Origin of the sequence: Nonomuraea sp. NPDC049607 (genome assembly GCF_040675375.1) — a bacterium.
Taxonomy (GTDB): Bacteria; Actinomycetota; Actinomycetes; order Streptosporangiales; family Streptosporangiaceae; genus Nonomuraea.
The window spans coordinates 1-26,682 of sequence record NZ_JBFAOV010000058.1 but is presented as its reverse complement, the minus strand read 5'-3'; the positions used below and the strand labels follow the sequence as shown (position 1 = coordinate 26,682).

General features: G+C 72.5%; 18 protein-coding genes and 1 pseudogene. 14 read left to right on the top strand and 5 right to left on the bottom strand.

What is annotated here, in order from left to right; genetic code table 11:
* Positions 1-100: 100 nt before the first annotated feature.
* Both AB0J97_RS48595 and AB0J97_RS48590 read right to left on the bottom strand, forming a co-directional pair.
* Complete coding sequence (locus AB0J97_RS48595; RefSeq protein WP_364103335.1) at positions 101-562, bottom strand: hypothetical protein; 462 nt, start codon at positions 560-562, stop codon at positions 101-103.
* A gap of 597 nt (positions 563-1,159) precedes the next feature.
* Positions 1,160-1,639, bottom strand: coding sequence for a hypothetical protein (locus AB0J97_RS48590; RefSeq protein ID WP_364103331.1), 480 nt, complete (start codon positions 1,637-1,639; stop codon positions 1,160-1,162).
* 416 nt (positions 1,640-2,055) lie between these two features.
* Here AB0J97_RS48590 and lanL point away from each other — a divergent pair, with 416 nt between their 5' ends.
* From lanL to AB0J97_RS48545, 9 genes are all read left to right on the top strand, one after another.
* Complete coding sequence (lanL, locus tag AB0J97_RS48585; RefSeq protein ID WP_364103328.1) at positions 2,056-4,713, top strand: class IV lanthionine synthetase LanL; 2,658 nt, start codon at positions 2,056-2,058, stop codon at positions 4,711-4,713.
* Positions 4,714-5,024: 311 nt separating this feature from the next.
* Positions 5,025-6,800 carry an ABC transporter ATP-binding protein gene (locus AB0J97_RS48580; RefSeq protein ID WP_364103325.1) on the top strand — a complete coding sequence of 592 codons (1,776 nt, stop codon included), beginning with the start codon at positions 5,025-5,027 and terminating at the stop codon, positions 6,798-6,800.
* A gap of 175 nt (positions 6,801-6,975) precedes the next feature.
* On the top strand, positions 6,976-8,829 hold the full coding sequence (locus tag AB0J97_RS48575; RefSeq protein ID WP_364103322.1) for a hypothetical protein: 1,854 nt from the start codon (positions 6,976-6,978) through the stop codon (positions 8,827-8,829).
* Complete coding sequence (locus tag AB0J97_RS48570) at positions 8,826-10,946, top strand: hypothetical protein (protein ID WP_364103320.1); 2,121 nt, start codon at positions 8,826-8,828, stop codon at positions 10,944-10,946. The genes AB0J97_RS48575 and AB0J97_RS48570 overlap by 4 nt, the downstream gene beginning before the upstream one ends.
* Positions 10,943-13,078, top strand: a complete 2,136-nt coding sequence (locus AB0J97_RS48565; RefSeq protein WP_364103317.1) for a hypothetical protein — start codon at positions 10,943-10,945, stop codon at positions 13,076-13,078. Before AB0J97_RS48570 ends, AB0J97_RS48565 begins: the two co-directional genes overlap by 4 nt.
* A complete protein-coding gene (locus AB0J97_RS48560) occupies positions 13,075-14,304 on the top strand; it encodes a CHAT domain-containing protein (RefSeq protein ID WP_364103314.1) in 1,230 nt (409 codons plus the stop codon). The genes AB0J97_RS48565 and AB0J97_RS48560 overlap by 4 nt, the downstream gene beginning before the upstream one ends.
* Positions 14,301-14,927, top strand: a complete 627-nt coding sequence (locus AB0J97_RS48555; protein ID WP_364103311.1) for a hypothetical protein — start codon at positions 14,301-14,303, stop codon at positions 14,925-14,927. The genes AB0J97_RS48560 and AB0J97_RS48555 overlap by 4 nt, the downstream gene beginning before the upstream one ends.
* A complete protein-coding gene (locus AB0J97_RS48550; protein WP_364103308.1) occupies positions 14,928-15,980 on the top strand; it encodes a hypothetical protein in 1,053 nt (350 codons plus the stop codon).
* A 716-nt stretch (positions 15,981-16,696) separates the two neighbouring features.
* Positions 16,697-17,146: an RICIN domain-containing protein gene (locus AB0J97_RS48545; protein WP_364103305.1), complete on the top strand. Its 450-nt coding sequence runs from the start codon at positions 16,697-16,699 to the stop codon at positions 17,144-17,146.
* A 485-nt stretch (positions 17,147-17,631) separates the two neighbouring features.
* On the opposite strand, the gene AB0J97_RS48540 is transcribed toward AB0J97_RS48545, so the two are convergent.
* Positions 17,632-18,621 carry an alpha/beta hydrolase gene (locus tag AB0J97_RS48540; protein ID WP_364103302.1) on the bottom strand — a complete coding sequence of 330 codons (990 nt, stop codon included), beginning with the start codon at positions 18,619-18,621 and terminating at the stop codon, positions 17,632-17,634.
* Between the two features lie 143 nt (positions 18,622-18,764).
* Here AB0J97_RS48540 and AB0J97_RS48535 point away from each other — a divergent pair, with 143 nt between their 5' ends.
* On the top strand, positions 18,765-19,418 hold the full coding sequence (locus AB0J97_RS48535) for a helix-turn-helix domain-containing protein (RefSeq protein ID WP_364103299.1): 654 nt from the start codon (positions 18,765-18,767) through the stop codon (positions 19,416-19,418).
* Between the two features lie 105 nt (positions 19,419-19,523).
* Here the strand turns inward: AB0J97_RS48535 and AB0J97_RS48530 are convergent, their stop codons facing one another.
* Positions 19,524-20,957, bottom strand: a complete 1,434-nt coding sequence (locus tag AB0J97_RS48530) for a S41 family peptidase (protein ID WP_364103296.1) — start codon at positions 20,955-20,957, stop codon at positions 19,524-19,526.
* A gap of 167 nt (positions 20,958-21,124) precedes the next feature.
* Here AB0J97_RS48530 and AB0J97_RS48525 point away from each other — a divergent pair, with 167 nt between their 5' ends.
* The 4 genes from AB0J97_RS48525 to AB0J97_RS48510 all read left to right on the top strand — a co-directional run bounded on the left by AB0J97_RS48525 (position 21,125) and on the right by AB0J97_RS48510 (position 25,224).
* Positions 21,125-22,360 (top strand): histidine kinase, encoded by a 1,236-nt coding sequence (locus AB0J97_RS48525; RefSeq protein ID WP_364103293.1) that lies wholly within the window; start codon positions 21,125-21,127, stop codon positions 22,358-22,360.
* Positions 22,357-23,091 (top strand): response regulator transcription factor, encoded by a 735-nt coding sequence (locus AB0J97_RS48520; protein WP_364103291.1) that lies wholly within the window; start codon positions 22,357-22,359, stop codon positions 23,089-23,091. Before AB0J97_RS48525 ends, AB0J97_RS48520 begins: the two co-directional genes overlap by 4 nt.
* A gap of 120 nt (positions 23,092-23,211) precedes the next feature.
* Positions 23,212-23,970, top strand: a complete 759-nt coding sequence (locus AB0J97_RS48515) for a hypothetical protein (RefSeq protein WP_364103289.1) — start codon at positions 23,212-23,214, stop codon at positions 23,968-23,970.
* Positions 23,971-24,234: 264 nt separating this feature from the next.
* Positions 24,235-25,224: a hypothetical protein gene (locus AB0J97_RS48510; RefSeq protein WP_364103286.1), complete on the top strand. Its 990-nt coding sequence runs from the start codon at positions 24,235-24,237 to the stop codon at positions 25,222-25,224.
* 303 nt (positions 25,225-25,527) lie between these two features.
* Here the strand turns inward: AB0J97_RS48510 and AB0J97_RS48505 are convergent.
* A pseudogene (locus tag AB0J97_RS48505) lies at positions 25,528-26,682 on the bottom strand (hypothetical protein); the annotation flags it as partial.

Genomic DNA, 26,682 nt, shown 5'->3' with positions numbered 1-26,682 from the left:
CGCCCGGCGTCGGCCGGCGCCGGCCCGGCGGGGGGCCTTGCCTGGCGGGTCGCCGGGCGGGTGGCCGGCGCGCGCGGGGGGACGCGCCGTCGCGGCCGGCTCACGAGGAGGAGACCTCAGAGGGCTCTGGGGTGGAGTCAGGCGGCTGCTGCTCCGAGGGGGACGATGACGGGGTCGGGCCGAGCGGGTTCAGGGTCTGCTTCCTGCAGGTCCTGGTGCCGTCGTTCTCGACGCAGAACTCCAACGTCGTCGTCTGCTGGATGTTCTCGGGCAAGTCGATCTGCAGATAGCCGTCCCAGGCGCGGCCTGACTCACCGAACAGGAAGCTCGCGCTGCGCGTGACACCGTCGACGGTCACCTTGCTGTCCTTGACCCACAGGCCGCTGCCGTGGATCAGCACCGAGTAGCGGTCTGGATCCTCCTGGTCGGGCTCCGGCTCGACCACGGTGATGCCGAACGGGCACACCGGCGAGCGACTGCCCGCGACGACCGCCGGCGGAGCCGACGGGCGGGCGTCGTGCGCGGCGAGTGCGCCGGAGACAAAGCGCCGCACCGCATCCACCAGGCAGGGCGGCGCACACCTCTCCCGCGCTCTCGAACAGGCTGAAGACGTCGGGCCGGCGGTCTTCGCCTCCGATCAGGGACGCCCAGTCGTGCTTCCACAGGGCGTTGTACTTCCGCACGGGGTTCAGCGGGCTGTCGGGATCGGCCGGGCCGAAAGGGACCCAGCTGATCTGGCTTCCCTCGGGGCCGGAGGTGCGCGAGGGACGCGAGCCAGGGGTCGTGCCGTTCGGCGTCCCGGGTTGCCCGCCGGTGGCGCCGTGGCCGGGCGTCCCCGCCGATCCGGGGGTGCCCGCGGCGGAAGCGGATATCTCATCGGGTGTCACAGGGGCGTTCTCCGGCGAGGAGCAGGCCGCCGGGGTGACGAGGATGACGAGGGCCGTGACCAGGGCGACCTTCCCCCGCAGAGCAGGCCGGCTGTTCATCCGGCAAGACGGCTGGAAAGGCACCTGGGCCTCCGATGAACTGTCGGACGCGCGGCGCGGCAATGAGGATCAGAGCCCGGCGTACCCCTCATCGCTCTGATGCGGCGCGAGCCGCGGGCAGGCGCACGTGGGCGCGGAACGGCTGTTCCGCGCCCACCGTCGAGTCATCTGTTTCAGCAGCCGACCGGCGCGTCCACCGTGACGGAGGCAGGGCCGTAGAAGCTGGGCCCGCCGGGACCCACGGGCCCCTGGGACAGCTTGACCTCGGCGCGAACCGTCGATCCGCAGGGGGCGGTCGCGGTGGCGCCCTCAACGGTCACGGTGTTGTTCCAGATGCTCACCGACTGCCGCCGGGAGCCGAGGAACAGGCCACCGACGACGTGGCCGGACACCTCCACCTCCGCGCGCTGTGGGGTGATGACTCCGCCGGGTCCAGGCTCCGCGATGCCGGGAGCGCCGACGGTGCCGTAGAACCGCGCCTGGGTGCCGTTGAGATCCACGCAGGCCTTGGTGGAGAGGCCCGAGATCAGGACGCTGTCACTGCAGGTGGTCGTAGTCGTGGCGGCGGATGCCGGGCTGCTCAACGCGAGCGCCCCCGCGGCGGCCGCCCCCGCGGCGAGTACCGCGGCTCCACGCTTGACGATCTGCTTCAACGATTTCCCCTTTGATGATCGGGCGTGCGGCCTCGCGCCACACACGATCAGTAGCATGTCACACATGACATGATGAAAATCTGAGCGCCAGGAGAACTGCGTGAGAACCACGGGAAAAGGTTTGAGCGTTTAAATCGGGCGCTCCAAAACCGCAAAATCGGAAAATGGAAAGGGGGTCGAACGCAAAGGCGCAGCCCCGGCCGTCGAGCTCTCGCCCAGAAAGCGTCCGGGCTCTTCGCGTGCCGCACCTCCTGTATCTCAGCTAAATGCGGCCGGTAAAGGGGAGTGGCGCTCTCCTTCGGCCGGGAGACGAGCTCTCACCTCGCATTCAATTCATTTCCCATTCATCTGCAAGAGCGCTTCGCGACTCTCGGTTCCGCAGGGAAGCGGCGACAGTGGAAGCGGGTCACGTGGGCATGCATGCAGAAGACCCGGCCATTCTGCGCGACATCGTGACCGCCGAACTCGGGCGCGCGGGCGCACGGGACTGGTCGGTCGCCGAGGACAACCTCTGGTGCAAGGTCACCCCCGGCGCCTACCCGATGCCCGACCAGGGATGGAAGCTGCACGTCTCCGCGACGATGCTCTCCGCCCCGCTGGTGCTCGCACGCGTCTCGCGAGTACTCACCGAGGCCCGTTGCGCCTTCAAGTTCCCCGCCCGGCTGAGCGACTACTGGAAACTCCTTGAGCCGCACTGCAGCCGGGCGCAGGCCGGGAAGTTCATCACCGTCTATCCCCTCGACGACGCCGAGTCGGTACGCCTGGCCGCCCTGCTCGATGACGCCACCCGGGGACTTCCCGGCCCGGTGATCCTTTCCGACCGTCCGTACCGGGCGGGCGGGATCGTCCACTACCGCTACGGCGCCTTCAGCGGGCACCGTGTGCTCGGCAACGACGGGTTCTACGAGATTCGGCTGCGTTCGCCGCAGGGCAGGCTCGTTCCCGACGAACGGCGGCCGAGCTTCTCCCCGCCACCGTTCGCGACCTGCCCGTTCGAGGTTCCGGTGGCGAGCCGGCGCCCGCGGGCGGCCGCGGTGATGCTCAATGACCGGTTCATCGTCCGTACCGCCGTACGGCATGCCAACCGCGGCGGCGTCTACCTCGCTGAGGACACCACCACCGGCCACGACGTCGTCGTCAAGGAGGGGCGTCCGCACGCGTGCGCCGATCTGAGCGGCCGGGACGCGCGAGGTCGGATCGCGGCCGAACGTTCCTGCCTGGAAGCCCTCGCCACGGCCGGGATCACACCGGCCGTGGTGGACTTCTTCGAGCAGGGCGGCCACACCTTCCTCGTCGAGGAGTTCGTGCCGGGGATCACGCTGCAGCGCTGGTCGGACGAGAATGCCGGGCCACTGGGCGAGGACGGCTTCGGTGGCGCGCCGGCGCAGGTCCTGCCCATCATCAGCCGCCTGACCACGTTGCTGAAGGCGCTGCACGGCCGAGGCTACGTGTTCGGCGACCTGTCGCCGAACAACGTGATGCTCTCGCCCGGCGGTGACCTACGGCTCATCGACCTGGAACACGCGGCCGTGCCGGGCACCACCGTCATGGTGGGCGGGACCCCGGGCTACCTCGCCCCGGAGCTGGCGGGCCACACGGGGGAGTTCCGGCCCGCCCCGCACACGGGCGCCGACCTCTACAGTCTCGGCGCGATGGCGTACTTCCTGGCGGTCGGCGCCCACCTGGACCCGCCAGGCCCCGGCCAGGCGGCCAGGGTGGCAGCGGTTGCCGCGGCCAACCCCACGCTCGCCCTGCTGCGACCGCTCGTGGAGGGTCTGCTGGCGACAGAACCGGAGCGGCGCTGGTCGCTGGACAGCTGCCTTCGCTTCCTCACCGCTCCCGCCCCGGAGCGGGCCGCCACCCACCACCGGTCCCGGCCGCCGCAGCGGATCGGTCGCCTGATCGACGACGGGATCGCGCACCTGGTGGAGACGATGGACACGAGCGAGGACGCCCCGTCCCCGTGGCCCGACGCCGCCGACGGCGTCGAAGCCGATCCGTGCTCGGTCAACGGCGGCGCGGCGGGAATCCTCGGCGTCCTGACGCGGGCCGAACCGCACGCCAAGGCGGCCGCCGAACTCGCCCGCTGGTTGAGGCGGCGGCTGGCGGCCGAGGACGTCTGGCCGCCAGGCCTGCACTTCGGGCGCTCCGGCGCGGTGTGGGCGCTGTACGACGCGGCGACGGCCACGGGCGACGCCGAGCTGGCCCGGTTCGCGGTACGGACAGCGCGGCAGCTGCCGACCGACCACCCCGGCTCCGACGTGACGCACGGGCTGGCCGGATGCGGCATGGCGCTCCTGCGCATCGCACTGGCCTCGGGAGATCTCGCGCTTCGGGACCGGGCCACCGAGGCGTTCCAGAACCTGCATCAGGCGCGGTCGTACGGCAACGGCCACCCGCAGTGGCCGACGCCGCAGACGTTCGACTCGGGCCTGGCCGGGGCCAACCACTTCGGCTTCGCGCACGGCATCGCCGGCATCGGGACCGCGTTGCTCCACGCGGGCCGGGCCCTGCACCAGCCCGACTGGACGGCGACCGTCCACGAGATCGCCCGCGCCCTCTACGAACACGCCGAAGTGGACGGCGACACCGCCTGGTGGCCGACGCAGCGCGGCGACCTGTCCACGGTGCGCCCGCGCCGGCCGCACTGGTGCAGCGGCTCCTCCGGGATCGGCACCTTCCTCGTGCGGTACTGGCGTGCCACCGGTGACCCGACCGCGCTGGACCTGGCGCGCAAGGCCGCGGCGGCCGTGCACCGTACGCGATGGCAGTCAGGGCCGGTGCCGTGCCACGGACTGCCCGGCGACGGTGAATTCCTGCTCGACATGGCCGATCTCACCGGTGACGACCACTACCGGCGGTGGGCGCGAGATCTGGCCGGTTGCCTGGAGATCCGTGCGGCCGACCGTCGCGGCCGCCTGCTCGTCCCCGGACCCCAGGGAGACTTCCCGCCGACCTTTCTCGCCGGTACGGCGGGGATCGTCGCCTTCCTCCTCCGACTGCGCGACCGGTCCGCCCGGTTGTGGATGCCGGAGGAGGCCCCCAGGCTCGCCGCTCCCGCAGAGGGACGGTGATGACAGACGGCCGCGCCACAGGCGGCCCCGGCATTCACAAGGAGGTGACGACCATGTCCTTCGACGTCGAGGACCTGCAGGCGCTCCAGGAGCTCGAGCCCGGCGCCAACGAGGCGCTCCGGCTGACCAACTGCATCAAGCACTTCGGCTGCACCGACAACTGACAGGTGGAACCCGCCCGCCCGGACCCGGGCGGGCGGGGCTCTGTTCGATCACCAGACGTTCGATCACCAGACGTTCGATCGCCAGACGTTCGATCCAGACGTTCGATCGGCAGACGTTCGATCAACGGACAAGGACAGGCCCGGCCCGTGCACGATCGTCCCCTCCTCGCTCCGGAGAAGCCTCCCGCCCCCGGGACCTGGCGCAGGGTCGTGCGGCTGTTCATGCCGCACCGGCTCGCCATCTGCTTCGTCGTCCTGCTCGTCGTGGCCTACTCCGCACTGAACGCCGCCGTCCCGTTGCTGACCCAGCTGGTCTTCGACCGGGCGCTGTTCGGCGCGGGCGGTCCCGACCTGCCGCTGCTCGCCCTGATCGCCGGCCTGGCGGCGGCCACCGCCTGCGCGGTGGGTGTGGTGGACCTCGGCCAGTCGTGGGTGTCGGCCCGCGTCGCGCAGCAAGTGGTGCACGCGCTGCGCGTGGAGCTGTTCGGCCGTCTCCAGCGCATGGCGCCGGCCTTCTTCGCCGCGACACCAGGCGGCGAGATCCAGTCGCGGCTGGCCAACGACACCGCTCAGATCGAGAACGCCGTCAAGGACACCCTGCCCGGCACGCTGTCCGGCGTCATCGGATTCGTGGCCGCCGCCGCCGCGATGGTGGCACTTTCCCCCCAACTCGCGGGCGCCGCCCTGATTCTCGCGCCCGTCGTCGTCTGGGTGGCCTCCCGCTCCGGGCGAGCGCTCAAGAACCTGTCGGAGGTCAGCCAGCGCTCTCGCGCGCAACTGTCGGCCATCGTGGCGGAGCGGCTGAGCCTGGGCGCCGTCATCCTGGCCAGGGTCCACGGCAGAAGCGCGGACGAGGCCGGCCGATTCGCCACGGAAAGCCGGCGGCTGATCCGGCTCGGGGTACGCTCCGGACTGGTGGCCCAAGGGGTGCTGAGCGCGGGACACGTCTTCTTCGTGCTGACCCCCTATCTGGTGTTCGTGGCGGCGGGCCTGTCCGACGGGATCACCCCAGGCACACTGGTCGCCTTCACCGTGCTGCAGGCCAGGCTCTACCAGCCCCTTTGGCAACTCCTGCACATCTCCACCGAGTTCCGCTCCGCCCAGGGGGCCTTCGAGCGGGTCTTCGACTACCTCGACATGGAGCCCGAGCTGGAGCCCGGACCTGATGCACGGCCGGCCCCCGCCCCCGGGCCCGGCGCGCTCGCCGTCCACGGGGCCACGTTCCGGTACGCCGCAGGGGAGCGGGGCCGTCCGGCGTTGGACAATGTGAGTCTCGCCCTCCCGGCCGGATCCACCACGCTGGTCGTCGGCCCGAGCGGCTCGGGCAAGACGACACTCGGCCACCTGCTGGCCGGCCTGCACACGCCCACCGAGGGCTCGGTCCGGATCGACGGGGTGAAGATCACCCGTCCGTCGCCCGGACGGGTCTGCATCGCCACACAGGAGCCCTTCCTCTTCCAGGGGTCGATCGCCGACAACCTCCGATACGCCGCCCCCGACGCCACCGCGGACGATCTCATGCGCGCCTGCCGGCTCACCCGCGTCCACGAGCGGATCACGGCACTCCCGGACGGCTACGACTCGCTGGTGGGAGAGCGGGGGGCGCTGCTGTCCGGCGGCGAACGACAGCGCATCGCCCTGGCCCGCGCGCTCCTGGCCGGCGCGTCGGTGCTGGTCCTCGACGAGGCCACCTCCGCGCTCGACCCGATGACCGAACTGGAGGTCGTCGAGGCGATCCTGGCCGAGCGGGCGGGACGGACGACGGTGATGATCACCCACAGGTTCGGCGTCCTCGACTCCTTCGACACCGTCGTGGCCCTGGACGAGGGCCGGGTGGCGGAACACGGAGATCGCCTCGACCTGCTCGGCGACCGGCACGGATGGTACGCGCGGATGGTCCGCGCCCAGACCGGCGTCGCATAGACCCCGCCGTTCGCCCTGTGCCGTGGGGTGTGACGGGCGAGCACGACCCCCGCACCGAGATCGTCACCCTCGCCACCGGCCCTGTCACGCCGAGCGCCTGGTTCGATTGCCGCGGCCGGTCCGGCGTAGTTACGCTGGATCGTTCCTGAGAATGGGTGAGACCTAGGAGTCCGCCGTGCCCGTTCCCTGGTTGTCTGCCGTGATCGTCGGCGTCGCCCTCGTGCTCTCTGTGATCCGGACGCGCGAGCACGCCAGGCGCGCCTCGCCGCAGAACGTCTTGCTGGAGATCGCGCTGCCGCCCCTGGCCGCCCTGCGGCTGCATCGCGTGGCGGCGGCCGTCCTGCTCTGGACCCCGCTCACCTTCCTGATCCACGAACCGGTCGACCTCCTGTCGGGCACGGGCGCCGCGGGCACCCTGGCGGTGGTCTGCGCCGGGTTGGCGCTGGGCGCCGCGGGGATGCCGCAGATCGCGCTCGGGGTGGCGCTGTGCCAGGCGTTGTGGCTGCCCGGCTCGCACGTGACGACGGTCGTGGCGCTGCCGGTCCTCGCGGGCTACCTGCTCCGGCTGGTGCACATCGGGCCGCAGTACTGGCGGGGGTACACCTCGCTGCTCCTCCTGCTCGACAGGCAGGGGGCCGTCATCAGGGGAAGCACGCCCGCCGAGTGGTTCTGGCACGGGATCCAGGCGGTGGTGGCGCTCGCGCCGACGGCCGGTGCGGCGCTGCTGCCCGCCCCCGGTCTGGGGTTCGCCGACGTGGCCGCCCGCTGGTCCGGCGCGCTGCTGACAGGAGCCCAGCTCGCCGTCGGCGCGCGGCGCATGCGGACCCTGCCGAACCGGCGGCTGCGCCTGGCCGCCCGGGGCGGCGACGCGCTCGGGACGGTGTCCTTCGTCGCCATCGCGGCCAGCCCGGCCGGCGCCTGGCTCGCCGGACGCTGGGCGGCCATCCCGTTCCTGACCGGGTTCGTCGGCGGCGCGCTGCTGGCCGTGGTCGCGGTCGGGCTGATGGTGGTGCTGGAGTCCGTGAAGGGCCGCGACCCGATGCGCCGGCTGCCGCGATGGGCCGTCGTGGTGAGCTTGGCGCGGGCGCCGCTTCGCGAGGGCCTCGGGGCCGTCTGCCTGGCCCTGCTGCACCCGTCGCCCGGACTCGCCCCGGCTGCCGCCGTGCTGGCCGCCGCCGAGTTCGTCGTCCTGCGCGGGGGCTGGAACCGTGTGTTCCTGGACCCCCAGCAGGTCCGGCACGCCGCGTCTTTCCTGTGGTTCGACAACGACCGGGAGACGCTGCTCGGCGGATGGCTGCACGACGCGTTCCTGAGCCGTTCGGGCCGTCCGGATTTCTCGCTGCCGCGCACGTTGGGCGGGCTGGCGGTGCTGTCCGTACAGGGGTGGACGGTGCCCGGGCAGGCGCCCGCGATGGGCGCCGCCCCTGAGCTGAGGCGGCCACTGACCGGGATGGCCGCGACCCGGTGGACCGACTTCGCCGCGCAGGCGCTCGATCTGGTCGAGATCGAGGTCGTGCCGCGTTACCCGCTCCAGCACCTGCCGGCGCTGCGACGGGGGCTCGCGATAGCGCGGGCCGAGCTGTGCTCGGCGAGGGCGGCCGTCCTGGAGCTGGCGGGGGAGCCGGGCGAGGCGCTCGGACAGTGGCGTGAGGCGGCGCTGCGCTACCGGCGCATCGGCGCGGCGGTTCACGAGCTCGTCGCCCGGCTGATGGCGGTCCGGCTGCTCGCCGTCTCGCTCGGCAGGCCCGCCGACGCGCGCCGGGAGCACGCGCGGGTCCGGCTGCCGGACGCCCCGCCGCTCGCCGTACGGAGGCTGGCGGACCTCGCCGCCGCAGCCGTCGAGGGGGGTCGGGTCGTGGCCGGAGATCGTCCCGTGGACGCGCGTGCCGTGCGCGCGGCCCTGCGCGGCGACGACGGCCTGCCGGAACCCGACCTGCGGCAGTGCATGGGGCTGGCCACGCTGATGGCCCGCACACAGGAGCGATCCGCGCTCCCGGGCGGCTCGCCTGGGGCGGAGGTCCACCGGTGATCCCCGTTGAGCCGCGGGTGCGGCTGGTCCGGCTGGGTTACCTGGTCACCTCGCTGGCGCCGTTGCCGGCGGCCGTCGCGGCGATGTCAGGTGCGGGGCAGCCGGTGCTGCTGTGCGGGGTCGCCGCCGTCATCTCCTGCTCCTACCTGCTGCAGTACCGGGCATACCGGGTGCTCAACCGCTATCTCGCCCTGAGCCGGCTGTTGTGGGAGCTGGTCATCACCGGTCTGGGCATCGCCGCCGCGGCGATGGCGGGCGGGTGGCTGGTCGAGGCGTGGCGGGACCATCCGGGGCTGGCGGGCGGGGAGTTCTGGCAGGCGCTCGCGATCGTCGTCCTGCTCCAGGTCGTCTCGCCCCTCGCGTACGCCAAGCAGCTCGGGCTCGTGGTGACCCTGCTGGCCGGGCCGGTACGGCTGCTGGCCGACAAGGGCTACTTCCTGTTCTGGACAGCGGGGCTGCTCCATCCCGACGCCGGGCTGCTCCGGCTGGCCGGCTGGCTGGCCCTGCTGCAACTGCCGCTGTCGTGGATGATGGCCCGCGAGTCGGCAGCGCCGCACTGGGCGGCCCGGGTCAACGACGCTCACGTGCTCATCGACGCCCCCCGGGAGCACCGCGAGCGGATCGTGGGCGCGTGGCTGTCGGACTCGGTGCTGCGCCGCGGCGGGCCCGACCTGTCGTTCGTGCACACCCTGCTGGACCAGGCGCAGCAGTCGGTCGTCCGCACCGAGAACATCGTCCTGCGGCTGATGGGCCTCGACGCCACCGCGTCCCGGCCGGGCGAGACCGCGCTGGAGTGGATCGACACGGCCGCCGGGTTGCTGGAGGAGGCGCGGCGGGCACTCGGCCCGGACGGCGCGCGGCCCGCTGCCGGACGGGCGCTCGACCTGGCCGAGGCGCACGCGGCGCAGGCCAGGGCGGAGATCCGATTCGTCCTGGGACGGCGGGAGGAGGCCCTCGCGTCCTGGCGCAGGACATTCGAGCTGTGGACCCGCCACGGGCTGCACGACCTGCGCGCCCATCACCTCATCACCCTGACCGGCGGCCGGAGCGACGGACAGTCGATGCAGGTCATGGGCCCCGAGGACGCGATCACCGAGCTCGAACGCCTGATCGACGCCCCGGAGCTCACGCAACTGAGCCGCCGCCACGCCATGCTCGCCTCGTCGGCCTGCCACGCCGAACTGGACCGGCCGGACCGGGCCGCCGAGCTGGCCGCCGCCGGCCGCCGCATCCGGGTACGCCGTGCCGACATGCGTACCCACATCCGGCAGAGCACGGCGGCGGGCAGGCGTCCCACGGCGATGCACGCGCAGCGGCAGTGGGACCTCGCAATGGTGCTCGCCACCAGCACGGTGATCGTCCACGACGCCTACGGCCCGACCCAGGTGCTCTTCCTCGGCACCCGCTTCTGGCCGGAGAGCCGGGCCAAGGAGCTGATCGTCGCGGGCATGCGCCTGTGGCGCGCCGGGCGCCCCGACGCCGCCGAGACCGCCCTGCGCGAGGCCGCCGGCCTGCTGCGGAGCACCGGGCAGACGACCTTCGCGTACTGGGTGATGCTGCAACTCGGCAGGGCCCAGTACGCCCCCGCGCCGGCCCGCGCCTACCGCAGCCTGACCGACGCGCTCGACCTGCGGGAACTGCTGCGCGACCAGGTCCTGGACGCGCGGCTGCGCATGGCGGCGGGAGGCTCGGCCGAGGGCCTGTACGCCGCCATCGTGCGCCTGCTGGTCGGCGACGGCCCCGGAGCCGACGCCGGAGCCGACGGGTGGCCGCCAGGCCGGGCGACCGCGGCCTTCGAGCTGGTCGAGCGGGGACGTTCCAGGTCCATGCTGGAGCTGCTCGGGGAGAACCTGCCGGCCCACGTCGGCCCCGAGCACACCGAGCTGGTCACCGCCGAGGAGGCGGCCCGGCGCAGGCTGGCCGACTGCCGGGCCGCGGTCGGGACGGGCGCGCCCGGCGAGGAGGCCGTCATCCGGCTCAGGACGGCGCGCGGCGAGTTGCGTGAGGTGCTGGACAGCCTGGCGGCGACCGGCGAGCGGGGCGCCGAGTACGCCCAGTTACGCCGGGGCGCGCCGCGCTCGTACGACGAGATCCGCCGCATGCTGGAGGCCCTGTGACCGCGCCCGCCCCCGCGACCCCACCCCGGCGGCCGGTACCGCTCGGCCTGGCCCGCGCCGGATACCTGCTGGTCGCGCTGACGCCCGCGGGGCAAGCGGTGCTCGGCGCGCTGCGCGGCTCCTCGGTGAACCCGGCGCAGCTGCTCGCGACAGGGTTCGCGGTCACGGCGCTGTTCCTGTGGTATCTCCGCGTCACCCGGGTGCTCACCCGCCACCAGCGGGCCCGCACCTTGCAGGTGGAGGCGACGGTCGCCATGACGGGACTGCTGGTGGTCGCGTTCACGGCCGATCTGCTCGCCGCGGCCTGGCAGGCGCTTCCCTGGCTCGCGAGCCACCCGTACGTGCCCGCCGCGCTACTCGGCCTGCTGGAGGCGCTCCCGCTGGTGACCCGCGGCAGGTACACCCCTCCCGGCTACACCCGGCTGGTGACCGACAAGGGCTTCCTGCTCTTCGCGCTCGGCGGCTTCCTCCGGCCCGATCCCGCGCTGCTCACGCTGGCGGGCTGGCTCGTGGCGGTCTCGGCCGGGCACCACTGGAAGATGGCGAGGACCGCGAGGCTGCCCCTGTGGCACCTGCGCGATCTCGACGCCCACCGCTTCCTCGACGGCACGCTGGTCCCCGTCCCCCTGGCACGCCTGCACTGGCTGGTGGACCAGACGCGCGCGCGGCCGGACCTCGGGCTGGTCCACACGATCGCCGAGCAGGCCGTCCGGCTCGCCGACGACGTCAAGAGCCGGGCGCTGGCCGAGGTGCACCCGTACGCGACGGCGACCCGTACCGGGCAGGCCGCCCTCGACTGGCTCGACCAGGCGACCGACCTGCTGCGCGCGGCCGAGGAACGCCACGGCGAGCCGTCGCCGGAGGTGGCCAGGGCGTTCGGGCTGGCCCGCGCGCACTGCGCCGCGGCCATGGCAGGCGTCCACTCGGTCACCGGGGCCTGGGAGCGTGCCACGGCCGCCGTCCGGGAGGCGGCGGCGCTTTGGCGGGCGCACGGATTGACCGATCTCGCCGCGTTCGCGGTCTCCGGCAACACACTGTCGGCCGTCCCCGGGGTCATCGCCGTACGGGGGCTGCCGCCCGCCGAGGCGCTGCGCGACCTGGTCCCGCTGACCACCATGCGCGACCTGCTCCCGCGCCTCCGTCGTGACGTGCTGCTCGCCGCCGCCGCGTGCGCGACGCTCACCGGCGACACCGCGCGGGCGGGCGCCTGGCAGGCCGAGGCCGACACGTGCCGGCCGCGGCGAGGGGACGACCGCGCGCTCAACCGGCTACGCCTGAGCGCCGGCCTGAACCCGGTCCACCCGCCGCGGCTGCGGGCCCGTCACCGCCTGTTCGAGGAACTGCCGCGCACGCTCGCCGAGCGCTCCGCGCCCAGAGGGCTGGAGCCCCTCCATCCGCTCCCGCTCCCGCTGATCATGGGCAACGAGCAGTGGCCCGACAGCGAGGCCAAGCGGATCACCGACCGCGCCGTGCTCCTGTGGACGGCGGGAGTGCACGAGCAGGCGAGCGACGAGCTCGAACGCGCCGCCGCGCTGTTCGAGAAGACCGACCGCCCGCTGGACGCCCGCTGGATCCGGTATGTCCTCGGCCTCGCGCTCTACCGGGCCGACCCGCCCCGCGCCTACCGCAACCTGACCGCCTCGCTCGACCTCCAGGAACGCATCCGTGACCAGGTCGCGGGCGAGGACCTGCGGATCGAGGCCGGCGGCTCGACCGAGCACCTGTCGGCCGTCCTCGCCTGGTTCCTCGTCCGCACGGGCGAGCGGGCCGGAGCGGGCCCGCTTCCCCTGGCGCGCGCCTTCGAGTTCATCGAGCGCTCCCGGTCGCGCGTCCTGCTGGAACTGCTCGGACGGAACCTGCCGCTCGCGGCCGGGCCGGAGCTGCGCGGCCTGGTCGCCGCCGAGCGGGAGGCCGACGCCGAACTGGCCCGCAGCCGCGCGCTGCCGGCCGGAACCGTCGACCCGCAGGCCGCGCTCGCAGCCGTCCTCGCCGCCCGGAGGAGGCTGACCGCCCTGTGGGACGAGATCGCCGCGACCGGTCGGCACGGCGCCGAGTACGCCCAGCTCAGAAGGGGAGATCCCGTGTCCTTCGACGACATCAGGCCGATACTCGCCCCGGACGGCCGCCCATGACCACGATCCTGGCCGAATACCTGGTCACCGACCAGACCACCCTGCTGTTCGTCGTCCGCCACGACGAGGAGCAGCCGCACGTCGAGCAGATCGACCTCACCCGCGCCCAGGTGGGCGACCTGGTGGCCCGCGGCCCAGCCGCCGCCTCCCCGCCCGCCGCGCTGGACGCGCTGGTCGCGCCGCTGGACCGGCACTGCCGACCGGACGACACGATCTGGTTCGTGCCCCACAACGTGCTGCACTACCTGCCGCTGCACGCGCTGCGCCTGGGCGACGGCCGGCTGATCGACCGCAACCCCGTCTGCTACACGCCGAGCGCCTCGGTCATGCGCTACTGCCAGGCCAAACGCCGTCCCGACAGCCGCCGGGTCCTGGTCTACGCCGATCCGCGCGCCGACATGCCGCTCGTGCACGCGCGCGAGCAGGCCGCCGCCATCGCCCGCCTGTTCGGTGGCGAGGCGACGCTGCGCATGGGCGCGCAGGCTGCCGTGACGGCGCTGGAGAAGGACGCCGCGGACGCCGCGGACGGGTTCCGCGTCGTCCACCTGGCCTGCCACGGCCGCTACGACCCGGAACGCCCGCTGCGGTCGGGCGTCCTGCTGGCCCCTGACGGCGCCGACGACGGCGAGCTGTCGGCCGAGCGCATCCTGACGATGTCGCTGCCCGCCGACCTTGTGACGATCAGTGCCTGCGAGAGCGGCGCGAACGCCCGCCACCCCGGCGACGAGCTGATCGGCCTCACCCGCGCGCTGATCTACGCGGGGGCGGCCTCGGTGCTGGTCAGCCTGTGGGCCGTGGACGAGGTGTCGACCAGCCTGCTCATGCAGCACTTCTACCGCGAGCTGCTGTCCGGGACCGACAAGGCCGAGGCGCTGCGCCGCGCGCAACGGCGGCTGCGGGACATGACGGCCGCCGAGGTCGTCGGCCTGTGCGAGCGGGCCGCGTCCGCCGCCGGCGAGGACGGGCTCGACGCACGGCTGCTGCTGGAGGAGAGCGTCGCGGACGTACGGTTCAGGGCTCGCGACTACGCCGGCGCACAGGCGGCCTACGAGCGGCTGCTGCCGCGCGTCCCGCAGGACGGGCCCTGGCCGCTGCGACTGGAGATGGGCGAGACCCGTTCCAGGTGGGCCGCGGCAGCCGCCGGGGAGCCCGCCGACTACGAGCGGAAGATCTACGAGGATCCCTACCATTGGGCCCCCTTCATCCTGGTGGGCGACTGGAGATGATGATGTCCGACGAGATGTCCGGCGCGGGGCCCGGCCGGGTGCCCGGGACGATGACCGACACGCTGTTCGCGCAGGCCGACGACGCCTTCGCCGTGCTGTCGCCGGGTACGCCGGTGGCCGAGGCGCGAGCGGCGCTGGCCGGCGGGCTGATCGGCGTGGTCAGGAACGCCGCTGGGCGGGTCGTGTCCACGGTGACCGAGGCCGACCTCGCGGGGCTCGACGACCACGCGCCGCTCGGCACGGCGTCCTTGCCGCCGGCGATCGTGGCCGACGAGGACGTGACGTTCCACGAGTACGGGGCGTCCCCGGCGGTGACGCTGCTCGACGTGGGGGCGCGGGCCCTGGTGCTGCACGACGGCGAGGAGGTGACCGCGGTGCTGCCGGTCGGGGCGGTGGGGGCGTACTTCGCGTCGGAGTCGTACACGCCGCCGTCCAACGTCATGACACCGCACGGCGGCGGCGCCGGCGGCGGGCTGGGACGGCCGAGGACGGGCCTGGCCCACGTGGTGTGCGCGGAGCCGGGCTGCGGGCGGGTCAACGAGCTGGCGTCGTTCAACCGGCGGCGGCTGCCCACGTGCGTCAATCGCGACGTGCCCGCGCACACGCTGCGGATCGGGGTCTGAGTGCTCGGCGCCGCGCTCAAGGAGACGACCGGGCTGTTCGAACGCCGGTTCCTGCTCAACGCCCTGCTGCCCGCGCTCGTCCTCGTCGGGCTGTGCGGCGCGGTCGCGGTCGGCTCGACGGCCGGGCCGAAGGCGGGGCTCGCCGCGTGGAACCGGCAGGACACGCTGCTCAAGGCGCTGTACTCGGTCGCCTTCGTGGCGGCCGTGGTGCTGGTCGCGACCTGGCTGTCCGGCCTGAACGCGCTGCTGCTGCGCTGGTACGAGGGGGACTGGAGCCGCCGTCCCTGGCGTCTGCTGGCCGGGGTGGGCCGTCGCTGGCACTCGCGCGTCCACGCCCGGCTGCGGCCTGAGCGGCTCCCCGACTACCAGCGCCTCTACTCCGGCTACCCGCCGGACCTCGCGGAGGTCATGCCGACCCGGCTCGGCAACATCCTCAAGAACGCCGTCCTCCACCCCGAAGGGCGGTACGGGATCGACGCCGCGCTCGTCTGGCCGCGCCTGTACCCGCTGCTGCCCGCCGACCATCGGGCCACGCTCGCCGCCATCCGCGCCGACCTGGAGTTCTTCCTCACGGTCTCTTTCCTGGCCGGCCTCTTCTCCACGGCCTCGGGCCTGTTCCTGCTCGTCACCGGCGCGCCGGCCGGGCTGTTCCTGCTCTGCTACGCCGGAGGCGCGGCCGTGGCGCTGATCGGCTACGCGTGCGCGCTCGGGCCGGCCCGGCTGTACGGCGAGCAGGTCAAGGTGACCTTCGACGTCTACCGGGGTGACCTGCTCAAACAGCTGGGTCACGAGTCCGGCTCGGAGGACGAGGAGTGGGTCCTGTGGGAGGCGCTGGCCCAGCAGTGGTACCGGGGGGCGCCGATCGCGGCCACCCTCCGAGCAGCCGCCGAGCCGGCGGACGATGTCGATGGTGTCGGCGACGTCGGCGATGTGGGCTCTTCGGAGGGACCGGGTGGGCGGCGGGCGTGGCGAGTGGTGCGCCTGCCCCTGAGCGCCTGGTTCGTGATCCTCACCCTCGTGGTCGGTGCGGTCGGCGCGTCGCTGCTGGTCTAGCGTGCGTGGACGTCATGTGCGCCGAACCGAGAACGCAACGACATTGCCTCCCCCGGCTCTGCCGCTTTCACGTGCTCACGTCAACAGTCACCTGTCTACCGGCCAATAGCGGCCAGGCGCCGGCGTCACATGGACATAGCCATTTGGTCACCTGTCCATGGGTGATAACCCGACGAGCACCAGTGCCTTGGCCCGGCATAGTTTGACATCAATTCTCCATTGTCATCGGATCTGAACAGTGATAGTCGCCTGCGCCGGTTCCTCTGGTGGGATTAAGTGGCGGAGGCTTGAATCCTGTCCGGATGTGGCCACGGCTGGAGGGTGATTTCCCGTCCAGAATCAAGTTTCATAGAGAGGCGAACGGGGCGTCGTTGCCCCGGTCATCGACTGGATAGGGGCTGGCGATGGTGATCCTGCCGGCGCTTACAATCTCTTCGCCAAACATTCCGGCAAGGCGCTGATAGTCACTCCCGAAGGGGTGGTGAGCACCACAAGTACTCCTCCATGCGTTTCCGGCTCGTGCAGTACAACGGGAAGGATTACGCGGGGGCGTGCTGGATTATCGCCGAAACGATTCGTGGCTGAAGAATATGTGGCGCTTTTTATGTGGTGACCCTTGAGCGTCGACCGGCTCAATGTGGTGACCACTGGCAGGGCACGCCGTCCGGTGTGTGTCAGGCCCCTACCCCCCGATTTCCCCTACCAAGGAGGTAACCATGGCTCCCTACCCTTCCCGCGCCCGGCTGATCGTCAAGCATTCGGGCAAGGTGCTGGCCATCGAGAACGCCAGCCTCAAGGACGGCGCCAGCCTGAACCAGTACGACTCCGGCCACCAGGACAACGAGAAGTTCGAGCTGCGCGACGCCGGTGACGGCTACGTCCGCATCGTCGTCAAGCATTCGGGCAAGGTGCTGGCCATCGAGAACGCCAGCCTCGATTACGGCGCCAGCCTGAACCAGTACGACTCCGGCCACCAGGACAACGAGAAGTTCGAGCTGCGCGACGCCGGTGACGGCTACGTCCGCATCGTCGTCAAGCATTCGGGCAAGGTGCTGGCCATCGAGAACGCCAGCCTCGATTGGGGTGCCAGCGTGAACCAGTACGACTCCGGCACCCAGGACAATGAGAAGTTCCGGCTGGAGCCCATCAGCGACGCCAACTGGTAACTCACTAGGTTCGGCACGTCCGTGCCGTCCGTGCGCCGGACGGCCGGGCGTACCTGACATCGCGCTTCACCATCTCCGCACTGCCGCCCAGCACGCAACTGCCACAGAACGGGCGGCCCGGGTGGGGGGTGCCCGGAGTGCGGCGAACGCGTTCGTACGGTGAGGCAGGTCAGGGGAAGGTGTACGGCGGATCATTCCCCGTACGTGCTTCCGTCTCTTGGGTGACCGAAGCTCGCCTACGCCTCGTGAAGCCCTCGGAGAGCCATGACCTGGGCGGATGTGATCATCGGCAGGCGCACGTGCGGCGTCGCTCGCTCCTCGTCAGCGTAGGACGAGGAGCGGTTGGTCGCGCCGGGCGTGCAGCTGCCACAGTTCGTCGGCCACCGCGTGGCGTCGCCACGTGACAGCGACCGAGCGGACCGCCATGCGCCACGTCACCGCCCCACCCCGGATGAACCGCCAAGCTGTCAGGTAGCCCGCCTGGTTCAGCCCCGGAGGGTGGCGAGCCAGCCGGTCAGCAGGCGGTTGACCTCGTCGGGGCACTCCTGCTGGATCCAGTGGCCGCAGCCGTCCAGGAGGTGGGAGGCCGACAGGCCGGGGAGGGTGGCGGGGTAGGCGTCGATGGCGTCGGACATCCAGGTGGTGGAGGCGTCCAGGGCGCCGCCGATGAACAGGGACGGCTGCTTGATCGGGGCGCCGCGGTGCGGGGCGAGTTCTTCCCAGTCCCGGTCCATGTTGCGGTAGCGGTTGAGTGCGCCGGTGATCCCTGTGCGCTCGAACTCCCCGGCGTAGACGTCGAGGTCGTCCTCGCTCAGCCAGGCCGGGAGGACCCCCGTGGGGAAGCGGTCACGCAGCCGACCGCCGCCGCGTGCGACGAAGTGCGGGTCGGGCTCGTACGGGGCAGGCATGGTGTCGGCGGACAGAGCCGCGTAGAGGCCCGCGAGCCAGCCCCGGACGTCGGGCTCGATCTCCGCCTCGGCACGGCCGGGCTCCTGGAAGTAGGAGACGTAGAACTCCTGCTCGGGGCCGCCGAGCCGGCCGAAGACCTCGCTGGGGCGGGGGCCGCCGGGCGGCGCGTAGGGGACGCTCAGCAGGCCGAGGGCGCGGAAGACCTCGGGGTGGAGCAGGGCGGAGGCGGCGGCGATGTTGGCACCCCAGTCGTGGCCGACGATCACCGCGTTCTCCTCACCGAGGGCGCGCACCACGGCGACGTTGTCCTCCACCAGGTCGAGCATCCGGTAGGCGTCGATCGCCTCCGGACGGGAGGAGCGGCCGTAACCGCGCACGTCGATCGCCACCGCCCGGTGTCCGGCCGCGGCGAGGGCCGGGAGCTGGTGACGCCAGGAGTACCAGAACTCGGGGAAGCCGTGCACGAGCAGAACCAGCGGGCCGGTGCCCTGCTCGACCAGGTGCAGGCGCCCGGCCGGGGCCTCGACGGTGCGGTGGCGGAGCTCGGCGGTCGGCTCGGGCTGCATGGGCTTCTCCTCGGTTCGCGGGCAACGGACGCGGCTACCCATCGATCATGCGGCTCGGCACCCTCCCGGCGCGACCAGCCTTGCCATTCTGGCAAACTCGCAGGACAGAGCTGTGGAGCAGCACGGCAAGAAGGAGGGGGGAAGTGGCGGTCGACGACGTGAACGGCACACTGGCCGCGATGGGCCCCCGGTTGCGAGCCGTGCGCGAGCACCACGGCGCGACGCTCGCCGGTGTCAGCTGCGCGACCGGCATCTCGACCAGCACCCTGTCCCGGATCGAGACCGGCCGGCGCAAGCCCACCCTGGAGGTGCTGCTGCAGCTGTCGAAGGAGTACGGCGTCTCCCTGGACGAACTGGCCGGCACCGCGCCCGCCCCCGCGCCCGCGGCAGAGCCGCGGGCGAGAGCGCCGCTGAGCTTCGGGGATGACAAGGCGGTGCTGCCGTTGACCCGGTACGTCGGCGGCCTGCACGCCCACAAGCACGTCCTGCCCGCCCTTGAGAACCCGCCCACGCGGCCCCGTCAGGTCTCCCACAACGGCTACGAGTGGCTGTGTGTCCTGTATGGGCGGCTGTGGCTCGCGCTCGGCGACCAGGACCTCATCCTGACCCCCGGCGACGTCGCCGAGTTCGACACCCGCACCCCGCACGGGGTGGCGAACACCAACCCAGGTCCGGTCGAGTATCTGATCATGTTCGGGCCGCAGGGCGAGCGCCTACGGCCGCGCCCCCCTCCAGCCGCCGGTCGCGGGACCCGTCAGCCGGATCGCGCTCAGGCCGGCCACGAAGCGCGGCCGTAGGATCCGGAATCCGTTCCGACAAGACAGCGATGTCCCCGCCTGGTCAGGGGCGACCCGATCAAGGTCTTGGGCCCGGCCGGGCGGGGAGCGCCGTGCGCCGCTACGTCATCGCCCGCTCGCCAGGAAGGCCAGAGCGCGGGCGAAGGCGGCGTCACGGTCGCCGTCGAGCTCCTCGTCGCTGAGGACGCCGGGAACCGGCAGGTGCGGCGGGATGCCGGTCGCGTCGAAGGAGACGCCGTCGCGGGTCAGGAAACGCTCGTTGGGCAGTGCGAAGCTCCACCCGTTGGGCAACTTCCGCCACAGGAAGTCGGAGAAGGCCCCTTGGGTGCTTTCTCCGATCCGTTCGGGCCGGGGCATGCGGCCGATCATGGCCTGGGTGAAGGTTTCGCCCGCGCTGATGGTCAGGCCGCTGGTGAGCATCGTGATGGGGCCCGTGTAGACCGGTCCGGACGCCGGGCGTACCCGCACCGGCTGGGGACGGGTGAACCCGGGCGGCTCCTCCGGCGTGTTGCGGGCCTGCTTGACGTACGCCAGGTACGGCCTGCCGGTGAGCCGGGAGGCGAGCCGCAGGCCGAGCCCGTCGTAGCCGCCCAGATTGACCCGGACGTCGAGGATGAGGCCGCGCAATCGGCCGGGGCCCGAGGTGCGGGACTCGCTGAAGATCTCGTCGAGCGCGCGGTCCAGTTCGGCCGCGTTGGCCTCGAAGCCGCCGTCGGCGTAGCCGTCGAACGCGCCCAACCGCAGATACCCGAACCCGCCCGGGAGGTCGGCGTACCCGATCACGCCCTGTCCCCACTGCCGGAGGGGCTTGCGGGTGGCTGTCCGCTCGACGAACTCCCGGACCCGCTTGTCGAAGGCCACGAACGCCGGTAGTCCGTCGAGCTGCCTGGTGCCGGGCCGCAGCGGCCTGGCGAACTGCCTGTCGCCCGCGAGGAGCGCGGTGTGGGCGTCGCCGAGCTCCTTGAGGATGTCGCGCAGCACGCCGAACAGCTCCGCCTCCCCGGTGTCCGGGCCGATGCGGGATCGGTGGCGGTCCCGGACGGCTCGCCAGTCGACGCCCTTGAGTGCGAAGAAGGGGTAGTTCTCGGCGAAGGTCGTCCAGAAGACGTCGAACACCTTCAGCGGATCACCTGGCGTGAGCGTGGCGCAGGCCGCGGGCAGGGCGGGCAGCCGCCGCAACTCGATGGCGCCGACGCTGCCCAGGTAACGCAGCCGCGCGCGGCCCGGCCCGCTCGTCCGTACGGCGATCCGCCGGCCGCCCTCCTGCGCCGCGAAGGACGCCTCTCCGCGTGTGCCCGCCGTACGTCTCGCCGAGAGCAATCCTGGCAGGCAGCTGATCGAGGTCGTGTCGAACGTGGTGAGCCGTCCCTGGACGATGCTGAAGATCGTGCCGTATCCGTCGGCCCGCCACAGGCCGTCCAACGGCTCTCGTCCGGTAGAGGCCGCGTCGGCGCCGGCCTGTCCCGCCACGGCGATGCTCACCGCGGCCAGTAGCGCGGCCAGCCGCCGTGCCGTCCTGGTCTTCCTGTTGTCGTTCACGGGACCCGACGCTAGGAGGCGGCCCCGGCCAGGTGCGTCACACCAGGGAGCCGTCCCTGCCCGTCATACTTTCGAGCCATCCGGCTCACGGGTCATACCCAGGTGGGAGGCACGAGTTCAACTTCGGGTCGGATCCCTTCGCCGAGGTCACGGGCTACGGTGGGCGCATGTCGCACGTCTTCACCCCGGCCGTGCCCGCGGTCCTGCCGCCGCTGCGCTTTCGCAAGGCGCGAGCCGCCGCGCCGTGGGCGCTCACCTGCTTCATGTTCGCCATGAACGTGGGGATGCTCGCGACCGTCTACGACGCTCCGGCCGAGCTGACGGTGGCGCTCGCCGGGGCGTGCGCGGCTCCGATCGTGATCTGCGGGCGGCGGCCGGTGACCGCGTGGTTGATGATCTCCGTCGGGATGCTGGTCACTCCTCTGGTGGTCTCGCCGCCGCCGGCGCACAACCCGTGGCCGTGGCTCCCGATGTCCGTGGTCGCCTATCTGATCGTGTTGTTCGCGCTGGCCCAGCACCGGCCGCGATGGATGCTGGGGGCCGTGTGGGCGCTGTCCCTCCTCGGCGCCGTGGTGGTCGTGTCCCTGGTGCCGCGGTCGTCCGTCGACGCCGTCGTGGTGCTGCAGCTCGTGGCGGCCGTCGTGCCGGTGCCGCTGATCACCGGCGACGCCCTGCACTCGCGGCGGCTGGCCCAGACGTGCGCCGCCGAGCAGGAACGGGTCGGCCTCGCCGAGCGGGCCCGCCGTGAGCTGCTGGAGGAACGCACCAGGATCGCCAGGGAGATGCACGACGTGGTGGCCCACCACATGTCGGTGATCGCCGTCCAGGCCGCCAGTGCGGCCCGCAGGCTCGGCGGGGTGCCGGCCGACGCCGAGCGCGAGTTCGACTCCATCGGGGCGGCGGCTCGGCAGTCGCTGGCCGAGATGCGGCGTCTGCTGGGCGTGCTGCGCAGCGACGACGCGCCGCTGCAACGCGCGCCGCTGCCGGGCCTCGGCCAGGTGGGCGTGCTGGTGGAGAGCGCGAGGCGGGCCGGGATTCCCGTCGAGCTGACGGTGACGGGCCTGCCGCCGCACCTGCCACCCGGTACGGAGCTGCCGATCTACCGGATCGTGCAGGAGGCGCTCAGCAACGTCGTCCGGCACGCGCCGGGTGCCGCCACCGCCGTCGCGATCATCGGCAACGGCACCGGGCTGCGGGTCGTGGTGGAGAACGAGCCCTCCGCCGGTTCGGGTCCCGCGCTCGCCGAGCCCGCCGGCGCCGCCGGCCACGGGCTTGCCGGGATGCACGAACGTGCCGCCCTGGTGGGCGGCGTCCTGCTGACCGGGCCGGCGCCACAGGGCGGTTTCCGGGTCGAGCTGACGCTGCCCCTGACCCGGGCCGGGCACCAGGAGGAGGGCGCGTGACGATCCGGGTGCTCATCGCCGACGACCACGCGATGGTCCGGGCGGGATTCGGCGCCCTGCTGGACGCCGAGGCCGACATCGAGGTCGTCGGCGACGCGGCCGACGGTGAGCAGGCGGTGATCGAGACCAGGCGGCTGCGGCCCGGCATCGTCCTCATGGACGTCCGCATGCCGGTGATGGATGGCCTGCGGGCGGCCCGCCTGCTCCTCGCGCCGCCCGCCGGCGAGTACCGGCCGCGGGTGGTGATGCTCACCACCTTCGATCTCGACGACTACGTCTACGAGGCGCTGCGGGCCGGTGCCAGCGGGTTCCTCCTGAAGGAGGCGCCGCCCGCCGACCTGGTCTCGGCGGTGCGGGTGGTGGCGGCCGGCGACGCGCTGCTCGCCCCCTCGGTGACCCGCCGTCTCATCGAGGAGATCGCCCGGTCCAGGCCCGCGCTGCCCACCGTCGCCCCCCGGGTGCGGTCGCTGACCGAACGCGAGTCCGAGGTGCTCCTCCACGTCGCCCGTGGCCTGTCCAACGCCGAGATCGCGGCGGCCCTCGTCGTCGCCGAGCAGACCGTCAAGACACACATGGGCCGCGTCCTGGCCAAACTCGATCTGCGAGACCGCGCCCAGGCGATCGTCTTCGCATACGAAAGCGGCCTCGTCACCCCCCGCTCCGACCTTGCCCCCCGAAGCCCCGCGAGGTCGTACGAGCCGAGACGTCCGACCGGTTGGCTCACGAGTTGACCGACGAGCGACGCGCTGCATAGAAGGGATCACGCCTACGAGCTGACAAGGCAGATGCGCGGCTCTGTCCGGATCGGGTCGTGGGCCTGCTTCTCCCTCTGAGTCAGGGCCTCTCTCGAAGTGGGGTTCTCGGACGTTCAGGCCGCCACCATCCCGATGAACGGGCTCACCGCCCGGCTCGCACTCGACACGCTGGCGCTCCCGGCCGGCGCGACGGTCGCCGTTACCGGCGCAGCCGGCACCGTCGGCGGATACTTTGTCCAGCTCGCCAAGCAGGCCGGGCTGGTCGTCGTCGCCGACCTGCTGGCTCGTCCCACCCGCCACGCCCCCGTCAGCCCCCAGCGGGTCAGGCCTGGCCTCCACCTGATGCTCCAGACCCTCCACGACGTGCCCGCCTTCATCCTCGGCCGCCGTACGGACGTCCTGGCCGCCAACCGCCTGGCCCGCGAGGTGCTGACCGACTTCGAGGCCCTTGCCGTGCCTCAGCGCAACCTCGCCCGCTACTACCTGCTCGACCCGGAAGCCAAAACCCGCACCGGCGACTGGGAACGCATCGCCGCGGAAACCGTCGCCATGCTCCGCCTGGAAGCCGGCCGCCATCCCCAGGATCGCCGGCTCGCCGACCTCGTCGGCGAGCTCCGCCTGCGCTCACCGGAGTTCGGCTCCTGGTGGAACGACCACCGCGTGCTGCGCCGCACCCACGGCACCAAGCACTACCACCATCCTCTCGTCGGCGAGCTGCACTTCCACTACGAGTCCCTCCAGCCGCCGGGCGACCCCGACCAGACCTTGTGCGTCTACAACGTCGAGCCGGGCTCCCCGACCGCGCAAGCGCTCCGGCTCCTCAGCAGCTGGGTGGCGCCCATCGCAGCACCTTGACCGAGCACCTCGGGTCATGGTGAGGGATGCTTGGGGACCACAAGGTTTGCCTGGCGGACGTCGGGTGCGGGGCCTCGGAGGGGGACGCGCCGATCTTCAGGGCTTCCACCTGTGGTTTCGCATGGCTGCGTGATCGTTCAAGCTCGTGTTGAGGGGGCTGCATCGGTCAGCTCCGAGCCGGCGTTCGGTGACGGTGATCCGGCGACATAGGACTGTCGCATTCAGGGAGATGCCCGCTCCGGCCGATCACGATCGACTGGAGTCATGACAGGGAGAATCGTGATGGCGGCGGTGCTGGTCCTCGCCTCGTTCGCCGCGATGCCCCAGGCGGCGGCCGGCTCGGCATGCGTCTGGCGGATGCAGGCGCTCCAGGCGCCCGCCGGCGCGACGCAGCACCAGGTCAACGCCACCGACCACAACGGCGGGTACTCCGGCGTCGCCTACTTCCCCGGCACCGGCTGGCGGGTCATGTACTGGAAGGACGGCCGGGTCATCGACTACGGATCCTCCGGACACGGCACCGACCGGGTCGTGGGCCAGAACAGCAGCGGGACCATCGCGGGAACGTCCGTGACCGGCCTCTACGGAGCGTCGGCGATCTCCTTCCGCATCCGCGGCGGCCAGTGGGAGAGACTGACCCCGCTGCCCGGCGCGGAGCTGAACAGCAGAGCCATAGGGATCACCGACGGCGGCGACGTCTACGGCCACGCCGTGGTCTGGCAGGGCACGAGCAGCATCGTCGTGGTGGTGCGCTGGCCCTACGACCGGCCGGGCGTCGTCGAGCGGGTGCCAGGCCTGCCCGAGGGCATGAAGGTGATCGACGTGGACCACGACGGCACCTTGCTGATGGGGACGGACGCGACCTATCCGTGGCCGCACGTGTGGCGCGACGGCCGGCTCACCCGCCTGTCGGAGGCGCCGGACATGCAGTTCGGGTACGCCCGGGTCATCGCCGACGGGCTGGTGGCCGGATCGATCCGGCTGGGCTCCGACCCGGACCGGCCGGCGTACTGGGACAGGAACGGGCAGCCGCACGTGCTGCCCGAGAGCGCACTGGCCGCGCACATCAACAGGAACGGGCTCATCGTCAGCTCCCTGACGTCCACGCCGTACCGGGTCTGGCGGTTCGGAACGCTGGTGGGCCAGCTCGACGCCGCCGCCTCCGTCACGACGATCGGGGACGACGACACCATCGGCGGTACGACACGCGGCCAGAACAACCTGCCGGCCGCGGCCGTCTGGCGGTGCGCCTGAGATCGTCGAGGCACTGAAGGGCCGGACCGGGGTGGTCATCGGCCGCACGGCGGCCCTGGTGTTCGACGCCGACGGCAAACCCGCAGCTACGAGGTCAGGACCAAGAACCCCACGGACAGGCCGCTCAACGTCTTGTCCCGCGTGCACTGCGTCCCGGAGTGAGGCGTTCCCGCGAGATCAGCGTCGAGGCCAGGGACTACTTCCGGAGGTGCGGCCGGTCGGGCCCGCGAGCTCGGTGTCGGACGGTCAACGCTGTACCGGGCGCTGGAGAACGACGCCCCGGCGAGCAGTCGCACCTGCCGATCAGGCTTCCTCGGGTCGGGGCTCACGGTCGGCCAGCAGCCGGACGGCGACGGGGTCGCCCAGGTGGGCGTGGGCGACGAGCATGGTGAGGGCCTCCTCCTCCCGCCCTGCCATCGTCAGAAGCCGGCTGAGCAACGGCAGGACGGCATGCGTCTCGACCGATCGCTCCGCCGGGACGGCGTGCGGCAGGAGCAGGGCGACCGCGTCCTCCGGCCGTCCCTGCCGGGCGAGCAGCCGGGCGAGGTGGTGTGCGGCGTGCGGGTCGCCCGCCGTGGCACGCGTCCGCAGCTCCTCCACGCGCCCCTGTTCGGCCAGCAGCCGGGCCAGCCGGTCACTTGCGGTGCGCTCGCCTCGGTCGGCGTGCGGACGCAGCAGGGTGAGGGCCTCCTCCGCAGGGCTCTGCCGGGCGAGCCGGACGGCGGCGTCGGGGTCGCCCGCCGTGGCGCGCGTCCGCAGCTCCTCCACGCGCCCCTGTTCGGCCAGCAGCCGGGCCAGCCGGTCCCCGGCGGCGCGGTCGCCCCGGTCGGCTCGGTCGCGCAGTTCCTCGGTCCGGCCCTGCCGGGCCAGCAGCTCGGCCAGTGTGCCGGCCCAGTGGGGGTCCTGGTCGGGGTGGGCGTGCAGGAGGTCGATGGCCTCCTGGGCACCGTCCTGGCGGGCGAGGAGCCGAGCCAGTTGCGGCGCCGCGCCCCGGGCCGCGTGCGGACGCAGCACGGTGACGGCCTCCTCGATCCGGCCCTGCCGTTCCAGCAGGTAGGCCAGGATCGACCAGGCGTGCGCGTCGCCCGCGTCGGCGCGGGCGCGCAGTTGCTCGACGCGGCCGTGCTCGGCCAGCAAGCGGGCCAGTTTGAGGCCGGCTGACGCGGCGGTGCCCGAGGCGCCGTGGTCGGCCCACGCGCCGAGCATGACGACGGCCTCCTCAAGCCTGCCCTCTTCGACCAGCCGGTCGGCGACGAGTGCGAGGGCGCCCGCGTCGCCTTGGCGGGCGCAGGCGTACAGATGCTCGGTATACGGGGTGGCGGTGAGGTGGTGTTGCAGCAGGGCGTGGCGGAACTGCCAGGCGGTCCCCGACTGACGCAGGGTTTGGCGCTGGTGCTGGTCTTCCAGGAACGCCCACAACCTCCAGGGGAGCCGCCCCTTGGCGGCGAGACGAACATG

Coding starts and splice junctions, on each gene's coding strand:
- lanL (WP_364103328.1), top strand. CDS start 2,056: ATGCATGCAGAAGACCCGGCCATTCTGCGCGACATCGTGACCGCCGAA.
- AB0J97_RS48560 (WP_364103314.1), top strand. CDS start 13,075: ATGACCACGATCCTGGCCGAATACCTGGTCACCGACCAGACCACCCTG.
- AB0J97_RS48555 (WP_364103311.1), top strand. CDS start 14,301: ATGATGATGTCCGACGAGATGTCCGGCGCGGGGCCCGGCCGGGTGCCC.
- AB0J97_RS48545 (WP_364103305.1), top strand. CDS start 16,697: ATGGCTCCCTACCCTTCCCGCGCCCGGCTGATCGTCAAGCATTCGGGC.
- AB0J97_RS48540 (WP_364103302.1), bottom strand. CDS start 18,621: ATGCAGCCCGAGCCGACCGCCGAGCTCCGCCACCGCACCGTCGAGGCC.
- AB0J97_RS48525 (WP_364103293.1), top strand. CDS start 21,125: ATGTCGCACGTCTTCACCCCGGCCGTGCCCGCGGTCCTGCCGCCGCTG.
- AB0J97_RS48510 (WP_364103286.1), top strand. CDS start 24,235: ATGACAGGGAGAATCGTGATGGCGGCGGTGCTGGTCCTCGCCTCGTTC.